The sequence below is a fragment of the Persicirhabdus sediminis genome, assembly GCF_016595495.1.
Classification (GTDB): domain Bacteria; phylum Verrucomicrobiota; class Verrucomicrobiia; order Verrucomicrobiales; family Akkermansiaceae; genus Persicirhabdus; species Persicirhabdus sediminis.
Genome location: NZ_JAENIM010000039.1, coordinates 719,039 through 739,257, shown reverse-complemented (window position 1 = coordinate 739,257; position 20,219 = coordinate 719,039). Strand labels below are relative to the sequence as shown.

The following is a 20,219-nucleotide window of genomic DNA, read 5'->3' as shown; positions in this document are numbered from 1 at the left end:
GGTAAGAAAAAAAAGAAAATCCCCAATTTCTCAGAAATTAAAATAATCTAGCTGGCGAGCGGTGAGCTGCCAGCTAGACCTGTGATGTGAGTGCGGGTGTTTTTGTAACTTGCTGATAGTTAGCTACAAGCTAACGTTTCCAGCTGCCATGCGATCAAGTAATCGTTGGTTGAATTCGTCAGCCATGTCATATCCAAGTGTGCGCAATTGGTGGTCGAGACAGGTGACGGCAACTAATCGAGCTGTATCACGGCCTGGTGCGACAGGGATTTCTACCTTAGAAACTTCGACATCAAGGATGTTATAAGTCTGTCGATTAATCCCGAGTCGGTCGACTTCGTTTAGGTGTGAGTGTGGTTTGAGTTGAATGACAATATCGAGGTCTTTTTTCGGGCTGATGCTGCCGAGGCCAAATAAGTTAGCAGCATTGATGATGCCGATTCCGCGCATCTCGATGAACCCGCGGGAGAATTCTTTGGTAGAGGCGATGAGCTCGCCGCTGATGTTGTGAATGGTGACCAAATCATCTGCAACCAAGGCGGCGCCACGTTCTAGCAAGCCGAGTGCGGTTTCGCTTTTACCTGAGCCGCTGTCGCCCATGATGAGAACGCCGACACCTTTGAAGTCCATCATGCAGCCGTGGAGCGAGACAGATTCGGCAAAATCTTCCTCCAGCCGGATGGTAGCCGCGTTGACGAAGTTCATGGTTATTTTTGGTGTCATGAATACGGGAACGCCGTAGCTATTGGCTAGTTCTAGCAATTTGGTCGGAAGCGGTTTGGCCCTAGCGGTAACGATGCACGGGATGTTCTCTTTGAGAATGGCTTCAAAGCGACTTGCTTTTTCGCTCTCCGTTAGCGTCTTCATATAAGACAGCTCGGAGTTGCCTAGTACCTGAATGCGTTTTTCAGCGAAGTAAGTTAGGAAGCCAGAGAGAGCGAGGCCTGGGTGGTTGATGTTAGGCTCGAGGATTTTTCTATCCATGCCTACGGATTGGCCCTGCAGGGTGAGTTCAAGCGCCTTTTTATGACGATTAAAAAAATCTCCAACAGTGATGTGAGTCACCTTCTTGCGTTTAGGTTCCTTTTTGGCCATGGCAGACGCTAGCTTGTGCTCGATGGAATGTTGAGCAAATTTGCAGGCTTTTTTAATCCGCTACTAAAACGAACCGCTAATCCCCACAGAGACGAGGTGGACAGAGGCGTCTGACTCGCCATCAAACAAGCCATTAGGGATTTCTGTTTCTTCAATATCTGCGGTGGCTGAGGTGATGTAGCTGTAGCCGAAGTCGAGCGCATAACATTCATTCAGCTGGTAGCTGGCGCCGACGGCTAGCCAGTAGCGGTCAGCGTCGGGGATTCTAACTGTCCTGTGTTGGGCGTCTGGCACGGGGCTTTCTTCGTATGAGAATCCAGCGCGAAATGTCCATGAGTCGTTATAGAAATAAGTGGCGCCGATGGCGTAGCGCATGCTGTTATCCCAGTTCTCGGTAGTTACGGGGATCTCAGGGTCGTTGAAATTGAGTTCTTCGAACCGGCTCCAATGCGTCCATACGACATCGCCGTGAATGGCCCAGTTGTCATTGAGTTGGTGGTAGGCGCTGAATTCTATGGTTTCGGGTAGATCAACTTCTAGACTTCCCGCCCGTTGGTTGCCGTTAACGACATTGTCCCCCTTGAGATTGAGGTTGACGTTAGATTTGTAATAAAGTCCAAAGCGTGTGTTTTCCGAGCATTCGTAGAGCACGCCGAGGTGGTAGCCCCAAGACCAGTCAGAGCCGGTCGATTCGACATCGGGTACTGGGAATGGTGGCACTGAGCGACCGCGCAATTTCGCTTCCGCGTAGACAGCGCTGATGCCTATGCCCAGTGACCATTGTTGATTGATTCGGTAGGCGAGCGCTGGCTCAATGGTGATGGTTTCTAACTCCGTAGACTGCGGTGAGATTTTTGCGGAAAAATCATCCGAGTAGCTATTTTTCAGCCCGTGGGTGGTGTAGAGCGCTAGCCCGAGGGCAAGTTGGTTGTCTACTTTGTGGCTCAGATAGAAATAGGGAATAAGGGCTTCTTCGATAACATCCTTGGCGTCCGCTTGTTGGCCAAGCGGGTTAGAGCCATTGAGGTTAACGACGGGGTCGGCGTAGGTTAGGCCTGTTGATATACTTGTGCCGTCTAGCATGATCATTCCAGCTGGGTTAGATGAGATGATAGAGGCGTCGTCAGCGATGGCAGCTTCGCCAGAAAATGCGCGCCCTAATCCTCTAGCTGAACGTTCTAGCACTTGAAATCCAGATGCTGATAGCTGGAGTGGTGCGCATAATACGCATGGGGCGGCTAGGGTGAGAATGAGTTTTCTAGTGGTCATTTGGCTGCTGGGAGATGTTGGCTGGGCGCTATGGATGAGTTTCCATTCAATGATCTGAGTGGTGAGCTGTCAAGAACGGTCGTTTTATATTGCAAATCGGCGGGCAAAGTAGATTTTTTGCAATTAAGACCACAGCATTCTTGACTATCGATGCGCGGTAAAGATGATGCGCGGCACGACTCCTCGCCTATGTTTTCCAAAGAAATGCACGACATCTCCAAGCCAGCTTATCTGGCTATTTTCGCTGAATTGAAACGCTCTGGTGGCATGTCTGTCGCGGAGCTAAGTCGTGCAATGGAGATGAGTTACATGGGGGTGAAGCAGCACTGTGTAAAGCTGCAGGACCTCGGCTATCTGGAAACGTGGCGGGTGCCACGAGTGGAAGTGGGGCGTCCGCAGAAAATGTACAAGCTGACAAAAAAGTGTGAACCGCTATTTCCCAAGGCGGATGAAACCGTGACTTTGGCATTGCTCGAGGCTGTGAAATTGCAATTTGGCGACGCTGGCCCAGAAAAATTGCTTTTCCGCTATTACGATCAACTCGGCGATAAGTGGCTCAATAAAGTACGCGTCGGCAAATCATTAGTCGAGCGCGCCACCAAGCTGGCTGAGTTGCGCGACCAATCTGGCTGCTTCAGCCGCTGTCTCTACACCGCCAAGGAAGGGTTCCGCATTGAAGAATACCACCATCCGATGCAGAAAATTTTCGACCTCTACCCAGCGGTGATCACTATGGAAGTGCGTATGATGGAAAAACTCATCGGCAGCCAGGTGGTGCGTACAGTGAAAAAAGGCACCCAAGGAGTGCGCTGTGTGACCTATCAGATCTCCACGCTCGGGTAGATCTAGCTGGCTTATTTTCCAGCTGGCTGGAACCTTCTGGCGGAGATGAGACGGGGTGAACTGCAAGGTGGATTTTTTCGCGCCAGCTGGAGGAGCAACGAATTTAGCTTGGCAAGCAGGGATTCGTGCGTATCTTGCCCGCGCCGCTCCCCGGGCGATCGCGGGTTTTGGGAAACCAAGATTCGAGGAAAGTCCGGACATCATAGGACAGCGTGCCTTGCGAAAGCGAGGGACGGTAGGTTCAAGCCTACCGGACGGAAAGTGCAGCAGAAAGATACCGCCTGGCTTCGGCTAGGTAAGGGTGAAATGGTGGAGTAAGAGCCCACCGCTCCAAGGGTAACTACGGAGGCATGGTAAACCCCGCGCGATGCAAGACATAACAGGAGAAGGGTCGTCCGCCCGACTAGAATCTCCGGGTAATAGTTGCACCGGCTGAGGGAAACCAAAGCTGGCTCGGCCCATCGGGCCGTGAGATAAATGATCGTCTACTGCCTTCGGGTGGGAACAGAATCCGGCTTATAGGGGAGCGGTAATTTTTACCCCCTAGCTGATGGCCTCTAGCAGTTAATAGAATTGTGGCAATTGAGCCGCAGCTGATCTTTGGGCAAATTTGTTTATCTGCCTGCAATAATAAGACTGTTTTTTTTAATATATTATGCAGGCGGTTGCTTCTATGGTATACAGTTTCATCGCTGTCCAATAGAGAATGAATAATGAGAGTCGTAGTGCCATTTATAATATCTGCCGCAATTCTTTGTTTTTCGATTTTCCTGCTGGTTAGCATTTTCATCCATTTATATCAGTGGTCGCTTTATCAGGAGGCCAGAGAGGCTCAGGTTAAGTCGGTTCAGGAAAATAAACTCGAAGTTAAAGCGGGGAGTAGCATATTGCGTTTGCAATATTCTTATGAGATTGATGGTGTGATCTATCAGAGTGATAGGTTGTCAATCTATAGCGGATCTAGGGATGATTTTGACCGATTCAGACGGCGTATGCACAATAGCCTAAAAAAGGCCGAAAGCGTAAGTTGCTACTATATCGAGGGGGAGTATGACAACGCGGTGCTCTCTCGAGATTACCGCTGGCAAACTCTATTGCCGAACTTGCTAGGATTTATCGTGTCTTTAGCGATAGGTTGCTATGGGATGTATTGCGCGAAGTATGAGTTAGAAATGGCTAGGCAAAGGAATAAGGTCAGCAGATAGATGATATTTCTTAGGGGTGAAGCATAAGGATGTTAGGTCTTTTGTTCTCGACGCCTATTGATGTCTGAGGTTATGCAGGGTCTTCTCATGCATAGTTAGAGGAGGGATTGGTTTCTGAGATTTATGCGTGGATGGACAAAAGGGGGGTCTAATCATGAAAGAAATAGCTAAGTTTAACATATGGGGGGGCCATAGCTCTTTTTTCCGCCCGACCCTCAAGGAGGAAGCGTTTGAAGAATGCGTCAAACGCTGGCCAAAATTCCCCCAAGGAGGTGGACCGAATTTAAAAATTGAGGTTGAATATGATTCGCCAATTTTTCATGAGATAGTTCAGTTTATCCGAGAATCAAGTGGTCAGGAGCCTTATTTGAAGAGGTTTCCATCATTGCCTCGAGAAGAAAAAGATCAGTACCAGATTCGAGGAGAGAGGAAATTTACCAAATCTGAGCTTGATGAGGCTACGCATTTATTGGCCTTTCCTGTCAATTACATCTCCAAATACACCGCAAGATTACCGAATGGCCAAATACAGCTGGCTCGCCGTGATATTAAGTCTAAACCTCTGGGAAAGAGCATGACGATAGGGACTTGTCTGTGCACGGACACAGTGAAGAATGAGATGGAAGCTGAGGGATTCAAAAACCTTAGTTTCACAGAAGTGGATGTGAAAGGGAAGCTCCCGCCGAAGGAGCCATTGTGGGAAATTGGCGGTGAGCAAGCTTTACCAAAGGTGCTCAACCCATTAGTGAATGAGGAAGGCAAAACGCCCGATCATTCAGTGAATGGTTGCTGGGTGGATGACATCTTTTTTCCTCCTTTGCTGGAATTTAACGAAAGCGAAGTCGTTGCTAGATTAGGTGAATTTGATGTCGCCTCCACGAGCGAAAGGTGGTGCAGTGGCACTTTTGAGAAGAGGTCACCATTTTTGATTTGTTCCCAACGCTTTCGACAATGGTGTACTAGTCGCAAGTATAAGATGAACTACTTTCCTGTAAGTTTGAAGTAGGTGGAGTCTAAAGGTTTTCTATCGAGGTTAGTTATTGCCTCCAGCTCTGGGTGTGATTTTTCCTAACGATTGTAATGGATCGGTGATTAGCGGTATGATTTTATGACATGGTGAAAGCGCAGTTGAATAAGCAGATATTGCAATGTCCGGATTGTGGGAGGTCGTTTTGGATTTCCTCACAGCTTTATTAGAGGGAGTTGGTTGCTGGCTGTGATTGAGCACAAAAAATGGGCATGGCGTGATAGGCCATACCCATTGAGATTGTTTAGGATGTGACAGACTCTAATCTAGCGTCTTCTTCTTAGTAGAGCTCCCATAGTCATGACGCCTAGAAGCCCCGCCGTGCTTGGCTCAGGGATTGGCGTTGTGGTATATTCGAAGGTGATGCCTTCGAAGCGAGTTACAAACTCAGACGTTAGAACTAGATCTAGATACCAATCATTCAAGCCATCTGCATCTGTGGGAATATCAGCCCAATCGCCTAAGATTGAGCCTAGGATGGTGTCGTTTTCGAAAGGGCCATTAATGGTACTTGTGCCGTTGCCATTGCTAATCTCAAAGTCTCGAGTGTTGTTATTATTAGCGCTGGCCCAGCTGAGATTGATGCCGCCAATTGATAGGCTATCTAGCTGTAAACCCGTGTTGCCAGTGTCAACGGCTAGGCTGAATTTCAGCCCTTGGCCTTCTTCGATTCTGTTCGCGTTGGTATTTTCTGTGCCATCGGTAATACAAATTCGACCGTCATTGGTTGAGTTTCCGGTAGTTACCTGATAACCATCAACGGCACTTGCTAGAGTTAGGGTGAAGCTGATGCCGTCGTCACCTGTGACAGTAACGGACATGCTGTCTTTAGCGGCTCCATAGCCATATTCGGCGACAAAATCAGTGTGTGAGAATGAGACCGTCGCGGCAGTTGCTGAGGCGAGCATTGATGCGGTGATCGTCGATAAAAGGGCTGTTTTTTTCATCATTGATTTATTGAGTTCTTTGTTTGTGAGGATGAGGTGACCCATCTTTTTTCCTCACATACGTATGGTATGTAAAGTTAACCTTCATGAAATGTATGATACATCCGTGTGTTTGGTGCCTTGTATCTAAGGATATTTGGACAGGCTGATTGCTAGCTGATTGGTGTATTAGATTTTGATAGGTATATATCCTGCTGAAGTGTTAGTGGGGAGCTGTGCTCTATCATTCTTTTGCGGTTGGCCGCTGGGCTTGGTATGAAGATTCGCTTTCTTGATTTCCTCTCAGCTTGATTGGATCTGCCGGCTGGAGTTTAATTTTCGCAGAATTTTCTATCTGCTACTTGCGCTGGCTGGAAACGTGATTAATGATGGTTGTGATAGAGACTTGGGGATTTTCGCCTGAGTTCATTTTTATCCCAACCGACCCTAATCATGAAAACGATAGAAAACATTGATACCCGCCGTTCGATCAAACATTACGACGCTGAGCATGTGATGCCTGAGGCTGATCTAGCTGAGCTGATCCGACTAACTAAGCTGGCTCCATCGTCATTTAATATGCAGAACTATAGGCTGCTAGTAGTGCGCGACAAAGATTTGCGCCAGCAGATACGGGCTGCGGCATGGGATCAAGCGCAGGTGACGGATGCTAGTGTGTTATTTATAATGTGTGCGGATCTCAATGCACACAATGAAGACCCGGCAAAATACTGGGGCCATGCGCCGCAGGAGGTGCAGGATATCTTGGGGCCAATGATTCAGCCATTTTACGATGGCAATGAGCAGTTGATCCGCGATGAAGCGATTCGTTCGTCGGCGCTAGCTGGCATGACTTTGATGCTGGCGGCTCGAGATCTTGGTTATGATTCTTGTCCGATGATTGGGTTTGACGGTGAGGCGGTGGCTAAGTTGGTGAATTTGCCGGCGGAATATATCATTAGCTTCATGATTCCTGTGGGCAAAAAATCTCAGGAGGCGTGGGATCGTGGCGCGCGGCTCGCCGACGATGAGGTGGTCAGCTACGATACTTTTTAGTGCGATCTATTTGTGATTTGTTTTACCAGCCAGTGGCGTGCTGCTGGCTGGATTTTTGCCATGATTTGTGGGCGCGGAAAAAAGTGAGTAAAAATCGCACTTCGGACTTGCCAGATGGTGGGTCTTCCTGTTGATTCCGTCATGGCGGAGATTTCCACAGGACTTTCATTTGATGACGTATTATTGACCCCTCGTCTGAGCTCAATTTTGCCAGGCGACGCAAACATATCAAGCGCGCTGACAAAGGATATTCCCTTGAATATTCCAGTGATTTCGGCGGCGATGGACACCGTTTCCGAATCTGATCTAGCAATTGCGCTGGCCCGTGAAGGTGGCATTGGTGTGATTCACCGTAATGCACTGATTCCAGATCAGGCGGCGATGGTGATGAAGGTGAAGCGTTCTGAGAACGCAGTGATTCACCAGCCTTATACAGTTTGTAAAAATATCACCGTGAGCGAACTGCGCCACATTATGTGGGAGCAAGGGTTCTCAGGTTTCCCAGTTGTCGACGATGCTGGCAAGCTGCTCGGTATGGTTACTGGTCGTGACGTTCGTCACATTGCTCGCGAGAGCGCAACAGTTAACGAGGTGATGACACCTCTCGAGCGTCTGGTGACTGCACCAGAAGATACTCTGATCGAAGAGGCGCGCCGCATTCTCTACCAAAACCGTATTGAGAAACTGCCGCTGGTAAACAAAGAAGGTTTCCTTACTGGCCTGATCACAGGTGCAGATATTGAGAAACGCATTACTTTCACAAACGCAGCCAAAGATCCTAACGGTCAGCTCCGCTGTGGTGCTGCTGTTGGTGTCGGCCCAGATTATCTGGAGCGCGCGCAGGCATTGATTGAAGCAGGTGCAGATGCGCTCTTCATCGATGCGGCTACTGGCCACACTACTCGTGTTCTTGATGTTATTTCTGAGCTAGCAGCCCTGAGTGATAAGCCAGTGGTTGCTGGTAACGTAGTAACTGCAGAAGGTGCTAAAGATCTCGTAGAAGCTGGAGCAAGCGCTGTTAAAGTAGGTGTGGGCCCAGGCTCTATCTGTACAACTCGTGTGATTTCAGGTGTGGGCATGCCACAGTTTACAGCTATTCAAAATGTAGCATCTTACTGCCGCGAAAAAGGTGTGGCTGTGATTGCTGACGGTGGTATCCGTTACTCTGGTGACATCGTCAAGGCGATGGCTGCAGGTGCAGATCTCATCATGCTCGGGTCATTGCTGGCTGGTACTCGCGAGAGCCCAGGCAAGACTATCCATTTCCAAGGTCGTCGCTTTAAGTCATACCGTGGTATGGGTTCACTTGGTGCGATGCGCAAAGGATCTGGCGACCGCTACGGTCAAAACAGCTCAGGTAAGCTGGTGGCAGAAGGTGTTGAAGGTCGTGTGCCATATAAAGGTGTGCTGGCTGACGTTGTATTCCAGCTGATGGGCGGACTTCGCTCAGGCATGGGTTATGTCGGTGCTAATGATTTACAAGAGCTTCGCGAGCGAGCAATGTTCACCAAGATCACTAGCGGTGGCCTGCGTGAGAGCCACGCTCATGATATCACTATCACTGAGGAACCAACTAACTATCAGCCACTCGGCTAAGTAGGAGAAACAACACCTAATTTCCCTAATTCTATGCAAGAAAAGAATCACGTAGCCGTTCTCGATTTCGGCTCACAATACACACAGCTTATCGTGCGCCGCGTGCGTGAGCTTGGTTATGCAGCCATGCTCTATCAGCCAGAAGACATCGCCGAGATCGGTGAGCCTGGCGCGATTATTTTGTCCGGTGGCCCAAAGAGCACCAGCGACGAAGATGCACCTGATATTGATTTCGAAAAGTTGAAATCATTCGACGTGCCTGTGCTCGGTGTGTGCTACGGCATGCAGCTGCTTAACATCAAGTTTGGTGGATCCGTTAAATCTAGCAACCGCCGTGAGTACGGTCCTGCTATGCTCAAGCCAAATGATAATGTTGGTCTGTACGAAGGCATTTCTCACGAGTCACAAGTATGGATGAGCCACTCAGACACCGTCAACGAGCTGCCTGAGAATGCTACGGTACTTGCTGCTAACCAAAATGGCACACCAGTTTCTCTCAAGTGGGGTGATACATTTTACGGTATCCAGTTCCACCCGGAGGTGACTCACAGTCATGAAGGTAACCGCATTCTGCATAACTTCCTGCTTACGGCTGGGGAGTTAGCTCCATTCCACATTGAAGATTTCAAGCGTGAAATGATTGCTGGCATCAAAGAAAAAGTGGGCGACAAACAAGTTGTCTGCGGTGTTAGTGGTGGTGTTGATAGCACTGTGCTGGCTGTGCTTCTCAAAGAAGCTGGCGTAAACATGCGCGCTATCTTTGTAGACCACGGTCTGCTACGTAAAGATGAAGGTGATGAGGTTAGAAGTAACTTCCACCGCATGGGCGTAGAGATTGAAACCATCGAGTGCTCAGGATTATTCCTCAGCGAGTTGGAAGGTGAAGGCGATCCAGAAACCAAACGTAAAATCATCGGTAACCTGTTTGTGGATGTATTTTGGGAAGCTGTTGGTGATGCGCAAATGCTTGCTCAGGGCACACTCTATCCGGATGTGATTGAGAGTGCTTCTAACGAGAAGTCAAAAGCATCAGTGATCAAGACTCACCACAACCGTGTGCAGAGAATCCTCGACCTGCAAGAGCAGGGGAAAGTTCTCGAGCCACTGGCTGAGCTGTTCAAAGATGAAGTTCGCGAGTTAGGTGCTTCACTGGGGATCCCAGCTGACATCCTCAATCGCCACCCGTTCCCTGGTCCAGGCCTAGCTGTTCGCTGCCCAGGTGTGGTGGATGAAAAACGTCTGCGCATCATCCGCGAGTGTGACAACATTTTCATCAGCCGCCTGAAAGATCACGGTTGGTACGATAAAGTTTGGCAGGCGTATGCATGCCTTGTTCCTGTGAAAACAGTGGGCGTGAAAGGTGACGAGCGCAGCTACGAGTGGGCGATCAACCTGCGCGCTGTCGTTAGTGAAGATGCCATGACTGCTGACTGGGTGGAGCTGCCATACCAGATCCTTCGCGAGACCAGCCACCGCATCCTCAATGAGGTTGATGGTATTAACCGCGTGCTTTACGATGTTTCTACCAAACCACCGGCAAGCATCGAGTGGGAGTAATTATTACTCTTGTTAGTTGACAGCTGACAATTAGATCATTTATCAATCGGCTCAGACTTTACTTTGTCTCGAGCCGATTTTTTTATGAAGATAAGCCCATAAAACCCCGTAATTGACCCTATGTATTGCCCTAGATGTCTACAGCGCATTCACCGTGGCGCTAATGACTGCCCGCATTGTGACTTTTCTCTGCCTGTTTTGCTGGCAGAGTTAGACGATGCGCAGCTGGTGGGCCCATGTTTGTCTGATTCAGCTGGGGCGCTCAAAGCTAAAGAACGGCGGGCGTTAAATCATTTGCTAGAGAGGTTTCGTTATCAGTTCCCGCAAGTGTCAGTGGCTGTACATTTTGAAACTTTGCCATTTGAGACAGACTTACGAGAGCGGGCATTTTTTCTGCAGAATGGTTACCAATGCAGTGGCAGTGATGTGCCGGTTGAGCAATCACTAACAGTGCTGCTAGATATGGAAAAAAAAGAGATCACCATGTGCTACGGGTACGCATTTGAGGAAATGCTTAGTGAGCAGATGACATTTGATCTGCTAGTGAAAACACACCCTTATCTGCTGCAATCACAATATTTAAGGGCAATTAAGGTATTGCTGGTTGCTGTAGCAAAAGTGCTGCGTCGTAGTGGAAAGAGAATTTGGAGGTCTTCTAATGATTAGGTTTTTCAGTTACATCAGTCTGTGTTTGCCTAGCTATGTTCTGTTGATCTTGTTAGCCTTCTCGCCAGCGCGAGCTGAGGAGCAGCAGAAAGATATCTCTAGCTGGAGTCATTTATTGCTACAGCAAGGCGAGAAAGATTATTTAGAACCACCGGGTAGATATTTTGAAGGTGCTGCTGATCCCGACGCTGATGTACTACTTTCTAAAATAGCGCTCTACCTATTTCCCAAAGAGCCACGTGGCCACAACGCTCATATTGTTGACGAGCTAGTAGACCGACATGCTGAAGATGAACTACTAACGACGATTGTGGTTTATGTTGCCGGTCAGCCGGAAAAGGCTGAGGTGTTTTACGCGGGATCAGCTGCTAGCTACCTGAATAAAAACGAATCTTTTTTATCATTAGAGAGCTCTCGCGACAAGGCGCTGCAGTCTCTTGATCCAGCTGAACAGCTAACGGCATTTATGGACCAGCTAGTGATCCGTTTATTTTGGGTGGAGGAGCAGCTGAAAAAGAGATTGCCAGACGAAATGTTGGTAGTGGCCTCTGAGCCAGAGCCGGTTGAGTTGAAGTCATCAAGGGAGGTAGCTGGCAAATTTCAGCTTACCGTACAGATGGCATTTTACCTGCAGATGGCAGCTTACGCCTTGGTGGCGCTGTTACTGTTTGCATTTCTGCTTTATTATTCATCGCGTTTATACCTTCGTTACCGACGTTACAGCTTCAATTTCCCCGAAGTTCAGACGCGCCTGCAGGCACCTGGCGGCGCAAGCATCGGCGCAATTGTAGAGTACAGCAATGACGAGCAGTCATCGACCGAACAGGACGGGCGCTTGCCAAAGACATTCTAGCGAACACGAAATTGCCATTTTGGCCTATCATTCCGCCAGGGAAGGTGGCGAAAATCCGCCTTGGGAGCAAATTTTATTTGAACACCTGTTCTTTCAAAAATCATTTTCAAAAATGCATTCAATGAGAATGGTGGAACCTGTCACTCAGATTAATCGTTTTTCTGATTTTTAGGCATTTACGCGGCCCATGGTCCAAATTTGCTGATACTCCATCTATCTGTAGTATCGATATTTCGTTCTGTTAACTTGCTAGGGTTTTGGGGTTATGCTATGCAGACGATTGCAGAAGGCGCTTTACCCTGCTGGGGCATTTATGCATAATGACTTCAGACAGTCCGATTGGCACACGCTTAGAAGGTTATGGGGGTTTCCTTGTGAGCACAGCCAAACGGACTGTTTCTTTTTTTGTCGCGATCTAATTATTTGTGCTCCCTTGCATAAAGTATCTAGCAAGCTAACTGGAGGCATTCGCCCAGTTGATGCGTTATACTAGATAATTTGCACGAAATGCTCAGTTCATTTGCATTTTGATGATAGTCTGCCTAGCTTAAGGACTGTAAATGATGACTACCTTTAAGCGATTAATGATAACAGCTTCGGTGATAGCCAGCGGTGCAAGCGCGTGGGCTGAGCCAGTGGAGGATTATTATTTTAATTACCGCAAGGCGCCGGAGAACCTTGAGGATCTCAAAGCGATTCAAAGTGCCTTGCAAACCCACCTTGAGCGTGCGCGAGCAGCGACGGTTTCGATAGATTTAGGTGAAGGTTTTGGTAGCGGGGTGATCATTTCAGAAGATGGTTTGGTAATGACGGCGGCGCACGTTAGTGGTGGTGTGGACAAAGAGTTAACGATCATATTGAACGACGGCACTAGGCTCGCTGCAAAATCATTAGGTTTGGTGTCCACGACTGATAGTGCGTTAGTGAAGATTACCGAAGAGGGGAAATACCCTTTTGTGAACTACGATAAAGACGATAGAACGAGGCTGGGTCATTGGGTTTTTGCCCTCGGTCACTCGGGCGGGTTCGATCAAGAGCGCGGGCCTGTTCTGCGTTTAGGTAGAGTCGTTGGTTTCTCAGACACCACGCTGCAAACTGACTGTAAGGTAATTGGCGGTGATTCAGGTGGTCCTCTATTTGATTTAAATGGTCAAGTCGTTGCGATCAATAGCCGCGTGCAAATGACTATGGAGCAGAACATGCACGTGCCAGTTAGGGATTTTATCCGCAACTGGGATGAGCTGATGGCAGGAGAGTTTATAGGCGATGGGCCATTTGCTCAGCGGCCGGAACGTGGCAATGGTTTTGTTGGTGTGCTAACTGAAGATAGTGATGCTGGCATTAGAGTAGTCCAGCTAGAAACTGATGGGCCAGCCGAACGCGCCGGTGTGGAGGTGGGAGATATTATCGTCAAATTGGCCGATATCGAAGTTGCTAACAAGGATGAGCTGCGCGCTGTGTTAGCTGAGCTTTCAGCCAAAGATGAAGTGAAGCTAGTGGTCGAGCGCAATGGCGAAATCCTGCAGTTGGAATTCGAGCTTGATGTAAGATAATCTTTAAAATTTACCAATGATGCATTTGATCATGAAGTCGACAATTATCGCCGCGAGTCTAGTAGTGTCCAGCGGCTTATCTCTAAGCCAAACACTGCCATCAGAGCAGCGAATCAACGGCTCGCTAACAGCACAAGCATTTGAGCCAGTGCGCCAAGCGCTGCAGGAATGTACAGTGATCGTCTACGCTGACGAGCGAGCTCACATTCGTAAGATCTACGGCATGATGGTAAGTGAAAATGGTGAGTTTGTTACTAAAGCCAGCGAAATTGCCGATGTGGAGAATCTAAAAGCGCGCTACGCAGGCAAGCTTTATACAGAGCTTAGCGTCATTGGGGTGGATGAAGATTGGGATATCGCTCTGGTTAAGATTGTAGGGCTAGAAGAGTCACAAGCATCTGTAATGGCAGCTAGCTCCCAGCTACCTATGGGAAGCTGGGTAATTTCTAATGGTGCCTCAAGCCGTGAGCGAGCTCGCGTGCGCGTTGGGGTGATCAGTGCTAATACACGTGAAATTCCTTATAGCGGTCACGACTTGATGTTAGGTGTGGTGCTGAAGGCTGTTGATGATGGTGTGCAGATCACTGAGCTAGCTGAAGAGGGCGGCGCTGAAGGGGCTGGATTGCAAGTTGGTGATCAGCTGGTATCTGTTGGGGATACACAAGTTAGTAAGCTTGCAGATCTAGCAACTTCGCTGAAAGGCTGTAAGGCTGGGGATAAAATCACGGTCAAAGTCATTAGAGACGGTGAAGAAGTTGTCGCAGAGGTACCGCTAACAAAACGTCCAGGTGGAGCGCCGCTGACTAGAAATGATCAAATGTCAGGGCAGTTTTCTGAACGTCGCGAGGGTTTCCCACTTGTCATTCAGCATGATACACCATTGCATAGACGCTCAGTTGGGGGAGCGCTGTTAAATCTTGATGGAGAATGTGTTGGATTAAACATTGCAAGGGCTACACGTGAAGCGAGTTATGCAATTCCTGCTGAAAAACTCTCCGAAATCGTTATAGTTATACGTAATAGTCATTAGATGTTGGAGGGGTTTTATACTAGCTTGAAAGAGAGTTGGTTCTCATTCTAATAGAATTTAAACGCTTGTATTGATATTCTGTTATTATTTTCTAATTGTTTGTAGACATTTGGTTAGTTGTCATCTAGCTTTCGTCGCGCTGAGCAACTGCTAGTTATTTCAATTAGTCTGCTAGGCACCCATTGTTAACCCAACATCATTCATTACCTACATGAAATCTAAAAAGAACCTTACTCGCTTCACTTACGAAACTACAGCATTCCAGGGATGGCGTCTTTGCATCAGCCGTGCTGGCACTACTTTCACAAAGTACTTCTCAGACAAGAAGTATGGCAGTGAAAAGAAGGCGCTCAAAGCATCTGAAGATATCCTTAAAGAGCTCAAAGACCTTCTCGACAACTCACGTCGTGTAAACGGTAAGCTCAGCAAGACTACTATCAATAAGGCTCAGAAGATCCTTAAGAATGCTTAATTAGAAGCTTTATAATGATTGCATAGTGAATTCTATGCTTCTATAGAAAAGCAGACGGTGATTAGCCGTCTGCTTTTTTATTTAACCTATCACACCATTTTGGACTCGATAAAATTTTACAACCGCTACACCGACCAGCTGGAAGATGAACAAGTCTACGGTGAGGGGTTTTTGCGCTGGATTTATGGAAATCCGCTCGGTTTGCTTACTTTGCACATGTTAGTTAAGCGAGCTTGTTTTTCAAAGCTGTATGGCAAGTTGATGGATAAGCCGAGTTCACGTGAGAAGATCGCTCCATTCATCGAGCAATATGGGTTAGATGTTAATGATTTTCTAGATGCTCCTGATAGTTACGAGCATTTTAACGCATTTTTCTATCGCAAGCTCAAACCTGAAGCGCGACCTATCGCAGATTCAGAGGTTGTATTTCCAGCTGATGGACGTCATCTGGCGTTTCAAGATGCATCGCAGATAGAGGGGGTTTTTGTCAAAGGTCAGAAATTTGACCTTGCTAGACTGCTAGGCAGCGATGAGTTAGGTGAGAAATATGCGGGCGGTTCTGTTATTTTGTCGCGACTATGTCCAGTCGACTATCATCGATTTCACTTCCCGGTTGCGGGTGTTGCTGGTGAAGCCAAGCTGATCAATGGTGATTATTTCTCAGTGTCTCCAATCGCGCTGGGGCGTAGGCTTGGATATTTATGGGAGAATAAACGCGTGCTCACTGAGGTGCAGACGGAAAATCTCGGCAAGGTATTGATTTTGGAAGTCGGTGCAACCTGCGTGGGTACCATTCATCAAACTTACAAACCTGGGCCAGTAGAGAAAGGTCAGGAGAAAGGTTACTTTGCTTTTGGTGGTTCCACGACCATGACATTCTTTGAGCCGGGTAAAATCCAGCTAGCTAGTGACCTATCGCACCATTCATCTGATCAGGTTGAGGTGTATGCCAAGGTCGGTGACCTGTTGGCGTATGCGAACTTATAGAAAATAGTGTAAATTTGGCATAAAAAATGCTGTTAAACCGGCAGAGCCGCCTGTAAGGTATTGGTGATGTCAGCAATTGGTCTTCATCAGAGTTTATCACAGCAGCAGGCGCTGTCGCCACAAATGCGACAGAGTCTGGAGATTCTGCAGGCCAATACTCTTGAGCTTGGTCAGTTGCTCAGGCAGGTGACTGCGCTAAATCCGACCTTGGAAATTGAAGGGGATGCGGACGAGTTAGAGTACGATACCACTGTAGAGGAAGAATACGACAGCGAGGTGTTGGATGATCTTCAGGACGACTGGCGCGATGATTGGATCACGCAAAAAGGTGGCTCCATGTCTGACGATGATATCGCGCGCCAGGAGCATCAGTACGCATCAATTGTTGCACCTATCACATTGCAGCAGCACTTGGTGGAGCAGCTGAATATGTCAGAGCTCAGCGATCACATGTATAAGGTGGTTTCTTATCTGATAGGCAACATCAACGATAGAGGTTTTCTTGATAGTAATATTGAAGACCTTGCGCAGCTTGGTGAATTTAGCTGGGATGATCTACAGCAGGCCTTGATCTTGATTCAAGGTTATGATCCAGCTGGCGTTGGTGCTAGGGATTTGCGTGAGTGCTTATTATTGCAGTTAAATTTCATGGGCCTCGGTCACTCGATTGAAGGGCGCATTGTGGAAGGTCATCTTGATGACCTAGCAAGGCGTCGCTATCAAGAGATTGCCCGCGCAATGGGAGTTTCACCCGATGCGGTGTCCATTGCGGCTGAAAATATATCTTTTCTAACTCCGGATCCAGGGGCAACGTTTGACGCAACATCTAACCCGCATGTTAGCGCGGATGTTGAATTTCTAGCTGATGAAGAAGGGCGCTTTTATGCTAATCTTACCGATCAAGGTTTGCCGAAGATTAGAATTAGCAACCACTACAAAGATTTGTTATCGCGGGTGAAAAATGACGCGGCAACACAGAAATTTCTCAAAGAGAACCTGCACGAGAGTAGGCAGATATTGCATGCTGTGTCACAGCGTCAAGAGACCTTGTTGCGCATTTCTTCTGAAATCATCAAGCGTCAAGCTGGGTTCATGCAGAAGGGGATGCGTTATTTGCAGCCGATGACGATGATGGATGTGGCTGACACCTTAGAAGTGCATGCGGCAACGATTTCCCGTGCGGTAGCTGGAAAATACGTACGCACGCCGCACGGCTTAATAGAGATGCGACGATTTTTCACTTCTGGATATACAACCAAAGAAGGTGATCAAGTTTCCAATACCGGGGTGAAAGAGGCTATTCAACAGCTGGTTGCAAAAGAAAATCCAGCCAAACCTCTATCGGATTCGGGTATTGAAAAAGCACTCAAGGCAGATGGCATCAAAGTGGCTCGTCGCACAGTGGCTAAGTACCGCGAGCAGTTAGGCATTTTGCCGTCTCATCTGCGAAAGCGTCGTTAGCCAGCTGACGCTAGTTAGTGCGTCAGCTGATAGATGTCTATAAAATAGCTCGCTTAGCTTTTGCGAAATCCTATCTGTGCGAGAATGTCTACGGCTTCGCGCTGGCCAGCGACTGAGTAGTAGCTGAACTCGCGACGCACTGGGTAGTCACCGCGCTGTTTTTCAAATTCCGTGGTGTTAGCGCGCAGTCGCGCGTCATCTTCGATGATTGGGTAAGTCTGTAAAAGGGCATCGCAGACAGCGACTTCTGTATCCTCGACTGCATCGGGGATGTTGATGCTCTGTGTTTTTGCGGGCTCAACGTTAGAGCATTCCCAGTCATCTAATCCGAGTCCAAAGTGGCGGCTGATAGCGCGCACGCTCATGGCTGTTCCAGTGGCTTTGCCATCGCGGCTGTAGCCAGCAATGTGCGGGGTAGCGATGGTTACCGAGTCTAGCAATTCAAGATCGATAGCTGGCTCATTTTCCCAACAATCAATCACTGCGTGGGAGATTTTTCCAGCTGAGATGGCTGATTTTAATGCCTGAGTTTCTATCACTTCACCGCGACAGGAGTTGAGAATGACTGGATTTTTTTCTAGCTGGGAGAAAAATGAGTCATCCGCTAGATGGTAGGTTTTGTCGTCGCCGTCCATGTTGAGCGGTGTGTGCAGAGAAATGACGTCGCATTCCTTTTGAATTGTGTCTAGCGAGACAAAGTTAGCTGAACCCTCGGCGCGTGCGCGTGGTGGGTCATTAAGCAGAACTTTCATGCCAAGCGCATGTCCCAGCTTAGCGATGAGTTTGCCAACATTGCCAACTCCAACAACACCTAATGTTTTTCCAGCTAGCTGGAATCCGTGATGAATGCGTAGGTGAGCGAGTGCGGCGCCAACGTATTGCTCGACGGATTTGGCATTACACCCTGGAGCATTTGTCCAGCCGATGCCAGCTTCCTCACAGAAATCTCTATCAATGTGATCGAAGCCGATTGTCGCGGTGGCGATAAATTTCACATGACTGCCTTCGAGGATGTCACGATGACAACGTGTACGGGTGCGCGTGATTAGGGCGTCAGCGTCCGCTACAACTTCTCGAGTAGTGTCTTTACCTGGCAGGTAGATACACTCGGCGACGGATTCCAACGCGCCTTGGATGTACGGGATTTTGTCATCAATGATTATCTTCATGTCGGAGCTTTAAAAAACTATTGGCGGTAAATCCACAATACTTTTCTCAGGCATGTAAGAATTTACCAATGTTAGCTGTCACTATTGTTATTTTGATTGTTCACGCAGTTGGTGCCAATATTCGAGCCGCTCTTTGATGCGTTTTTCCAGGCCGTTTTCAGTTGGCTGATAATAACATTTCCCTTCAGGGAGGTAGGCTTGCGGAACGTAGTTGCCTTCGTAATCGTGGCTGTATTGATAGGCGAGCTGCTCGGCGCTGGCGCCAGATGCTTCAGCTAGCTTTTTGCGAGTGCTGGTTCTTAGATGAGCTGGCACCGTTAGTGTACGCCCGCTGGCTACGTCTTGCATGGCGGCGCCGAGTCCGGCGTATGCGCTGTTGGATTTTGGCGCTGTGGCTAGATAGACGGTAGCGTGAGCTAGCGGGATGCGTCCTTCGGGCATACCTAAGGATTCAAATGCTTGCTGGGCGGCGAGCGCTACTCTGAGTCCATTAGAATCCGCTAGGCCGATGTCTTCACTGGCTGAAATCACTAGTCTGCGAGCGATAAATCGTGGGTCCTCGCCAGCGGTTAGCATTTTGGCTAACCAGTAGAGGGCTGCGTCAGGATCGGATCCGCGGATAGATTTGATGAATGCCGAGATAGTGTCGTAATGGGCGTCGCCATCCGCGTCGTAGACAATCGCTTTTTGCTGGATGGATTCTTCAGCTACGGAGAGATCGATGTGGATTTTTCCATCGTGAGCTGGCGTGGTGGTGGCGGCGAGCTCTAGTGCGGTTAGTGATTTGCGTGCATCGCCGTCGGAGATGGCGGCTAAGTGGCGCAGCGCGTCATCGTCAGCTGTGATGTCCAGCTGACCGAGTCCACGTTCTTTATCCGTCAGCGCGCGTTTGAGTAGAATGATGAGTTCGTCCTCTGGCACGGCTTCTAGCTGGAATACCTGCGAGCGCGAAACCAAAGGTGAGTTGATATAAAAGTAGGGGTTGTGAGTGGTGGCGCCGATGAATCTAACTGCGCCGCGCTCGATGTGCGGCAGCAGGACGTCCTGTTGCGCTTTGTTAAAGCGGTGGATTTCGTCGATGAATAGAATCGTCGGTCTGTCTTTGATTTGTCGCCATGTTTGCGCTTGGGCGATTTTGTCGCGGATTTCAGCCACGTTAGATTCAACGCCATTGAGTGCCTCAAAGCGACAATCCGTACTGTTAGCGATGACTGTCGCTAGCGTGGTTTTTCCCGTTCCTGGCGGGCCGTAAAAGATGAGCGACGAAAATCTATCCGCCTCGATGGCGCGGCGCAGAAGTTTGCCTTCAGCTAGAATGTGTTTCTGGCCAGCAATTTCCTCTAGCGATTGTGGTCGCATGCGAGCAGCTAGCGGGGCGTCGCCGGTATTTTTATACGCGTTGCTAGGTTCTGGTGGTGGCGGTTGAAATAAATCGTCCATGGTGCGCTGGCTGA

At 48.5% G+C, this 20,219-nt stretch carries 18 protein-coding genes and 1 other RNA gene; 14 read left to right on the top strand and 5 right to left on the bottom strand.

What is annotated here, in order from left to right:
- Nucleotides 1-123: 123 nt before the first annotated feature.
- Together hprK and JIN82_RS10605 are read right to left on the bottom strand one after the other, a co-directional pair.
- A complete protein-coding gene (hprK, locus tag JIN82_RS10610) occupies nucleotides 124-1,095 on the bottom strand; it encodes an HPr(Ser) kinase/phosphatase (RefSeq protein WP_200311598.1) in 972 nt (323 codons plus the stop codon).
- A gap of 63 nt (nucleotides 1,096-1,158) precedes the next feature.
- Nucleotides 1,159-2,364 carry an OmpP1/FadL family transporter gene (locus tag JIN82_RS10605; protein WP_200311597.1) on the bottom strand — a complete coding sequence of 402 codons (1,206 nt, stop codon included), beginning with the start codon at nucleotides 2,362-2,364 and terminating at the stop codon, nucleotides 1,159-1,161.
- A 150-nt stretch (nucleotides 2,365-2,514) separates the two neighbouring features.
- Between JIN82_RS10605 and JIN82_RS10600 the strand changes: the two genes are divergently transcribed.
- The 3 genes from JIN82_RS10600 to JIN82_RS10590 all read left to right on the top strand — a co-directional run bounded on the left by JIN82_RS10600 (nucleotide 2,515) and on the right by JIN82_RS10590 (nucleotide 5,418).
- On the top strand, nucleotides 2,515-3,207 hold the full coding sequence (locus JIN82_RS10600) for a helix-turn-helix transcriptional regulator (RefSeq protein WP_234041911.1): 693 nt from the start codon (nucleotides 2,515-2,517) through the stop codon (nucleotides 3,205-3,207).
- Between the two features lie 142 nt (nucleotides 3,208-3,349).
- Nucleotides 3,350-3,742: RNase P RNA component class A (gene rnpB / locus JIN82_RS10595), an RNA gene on the top strand.
- An 824-nt stretch (nucleotides 3,743-4,566) separates the two neighbouring features.
- Nucleotides 4,567-5,418 carry a hypothetical protein gene (locus tag JIN82_RS10590; RefSeq protein WP_200311596.1) on the top strand — a complete coding sequence of 284 codons (852 nt, stop codon included), beginning with the start codon at nucleotides 4,567-4,569 and terminating at the stop codon, nucleotides 5,416-5,418.
- 287 nt (nucleotides 5,419-5,705) lie between these two features.
- On the opposite strand, the gene JIN82_RS10585 is transcribed toward JIN82_RS10590, so the two are convergent.
- Nucleotides 5,706-6,389, bottom strand: a complete 684-nt coding sequence (locus tag JIN82_RS10585) for a PEP-CTERM sorting domain-containing protein (RefSeq protein ID WP_200311595.1) — start codon at nucleotides 6,387-6,389, stop codon at nucleotides 5,706-5,708.
- 429 nt (nucleotides 6,390-6,818) lie between these two features.
- On the opposite strand from JIN82_RS10585, the gene JIN82_RS10580 reads away from it, so the two are divergent.
- From JIN82_RS10580 to rpoN, 11 genes are all read left to right on the top strand, one after another.
- Nucleotides 6,819-7,421 carry a nitroreductase family protein gene (locus tag JIN82_RS10580; protein WP_200311594.1) on the top strand — a complete coding sequence of 201 codons (603 nt, stop codon included), beginning with the start codon at nucleotides 6,819-6,821 and terminating at the stop codon, nucleotides 7,419-7,421.
- Between the two features lie 141 nt (nucleotides 7,422-7,562).
- Entirely contained in the window at nucleotides 7,563-9,017 is a 1,455-nt protein-coding gene (gene guaB, locus JIN82_RS10575) for an IMP dehydrogenase (protein WP_200311593.1), read from the top strand.
- A 33-nt stretch (nucleotides 9,018-9,050) separates the two neighbouring features.
- Entirely contained in the window at nucleotides 9,051-10,574 is a 1,524-nt protein-coding gene (guaA, locus tag JIN82_RS10570) for a glutamine-hydrolyzing GMP synthase (protein ID WP_200311592.1), read from the top strand.
- A gap of 120 nt (nucleotides 10,575-10,694) precedes the next feature.
- Complete coding sequence (locus tag JIN82_RS10565; RefSeq protein ID WP_200311591.1) at nucleotides 10,695-11,240, top strand: TPM domain-containing protein; 546 nt, start codon at nucleotides 10,695-10,697, stop codon at nucleotides 11,238-11,240.
- Between the two features lie 25 nt (nucleotides 11,241-11,265).
- Nucleotides 11,266-12,093 carry a hypothetical protein gene (locus JIN82_RS10560; RefSeq protein WP_234041910.1) on the top strand — a complete coding sequence of 276 codons (828 nt, stop codon included), beginning with the start codon at nucleotides 11,266-11,268 and terminating at the stop codon, nucleotides 12,091-12,093.
- 19 nt (nucleotides 12,094-12,112) lie between these two features.
- A complete protein-coding gene (locus JIN82_RS17230) occupies nucleotides 12,113-12,265 on the top strand; it encodes a hypothetical protein (protein WP_234041909.1) in 153 nt (50 codons plus the stop codon).
- Nucleotides 12,266-12,653: 388 nt separating this feature from the next.
- On the top strand, nucleotides 12,654-13,646 hold the full coding sequence (locus JIN82_RS10555; protein ID WP_234041908.1) for a S1C family serine protease: 993 nt from the start codon (nucleotides 12,654-12,656) through the stop codon (nucleotides 13,644-13,646).
- Between the two features lie 31 nt (nucleotides 13,647-13,677).
- Nucleotides 13,678-14,676, top strand: a complete 999-nt coding sequence (locus JIN82_RS10550; protein WP_200311588.1) for a PDZ domain-containing protein — start codon at nucleotides 13,678-13,680, stop codon at nucleotides 14,674-14,676.
- 211 nt (nucleotides 14,677-14,887) lie between these two features.
- Nucleotides 14,888-15,148: a hypothetical protein gene (locus JIN82_RS10545; protein WP_200311587.1), complete on the top strand. Its 261-nt coding sequence runs from the start codon at nucleotides 14,888-14,890 to the stop codon at nucleotides 15,146-15,148.
- A 99-nt stretch (nucleotides 15,149-15,247) separates the two neighbouring features.
- Nucleotides 15,248-16,135: a phosphatidylserine decarboxylase gene (locus JIN82_RS10540; RefSeq protein WP_200311586.1), complete on the top strand. Its 888-nt coding sequence runs from the start codon at nucleotides 15,248-15,250 to the stop codon at nucleotides 16,133-16,135.
- A gap of 66 nt (nucleotides 16,136-16,201) precedes the next feature.
- Complete coding sequence (gene rpoN, locus JIN82_RS10535; RefSeq protein ID WP_267906522.1) at nucleotides 16,202-17,596, top strand: RNA polymerase factor sigma-54; 1,395 nt, start codon at nucleotides 16,202-16,204, stop codon at nucleotides 17,594-17,596.
- 53 nt (nucleotides 17,597-17,649) lie between these two features.
- Here the strand turns inward: rpoN and pdxB are convergent, their stop codons facing one another.
- Together pdxB and JIN82_RS10525 are read right to left on the bottom strand one after the other, a co-directional pair.
- Complete coding sequence (pdxB, locus tag JIN82_RS10530; RefSeq protein WP_200311584.1) at nucleotides 17,650-18,765, bottom strand: 4-phosphoerythronate dehydrogenase PdxB; 1,116 nt, start codon at nucleotides 18,763-18,765, stop codon at nucleotides 17,650-17,652.
- A gap of 87 nt (nucleotides 18,766-18,852) precedes the next feature.
- Nucleotides 18,853-20,205 carry a replication-associated recombination protein A gene (locus JIN82_RS10525; RefSeq protein ID WP_200311583.1) on the bottom strand — a complete coding sequence of 451 codons (1,353 nt, stop codon included), beginning with the start codon at nucleotides 20,203-20,205 and terminating at the stop codon, nucleotides 18,853-18,855.
- Nucleotides 20,206-20,219 lie beyond the last annotated feature (14 nt).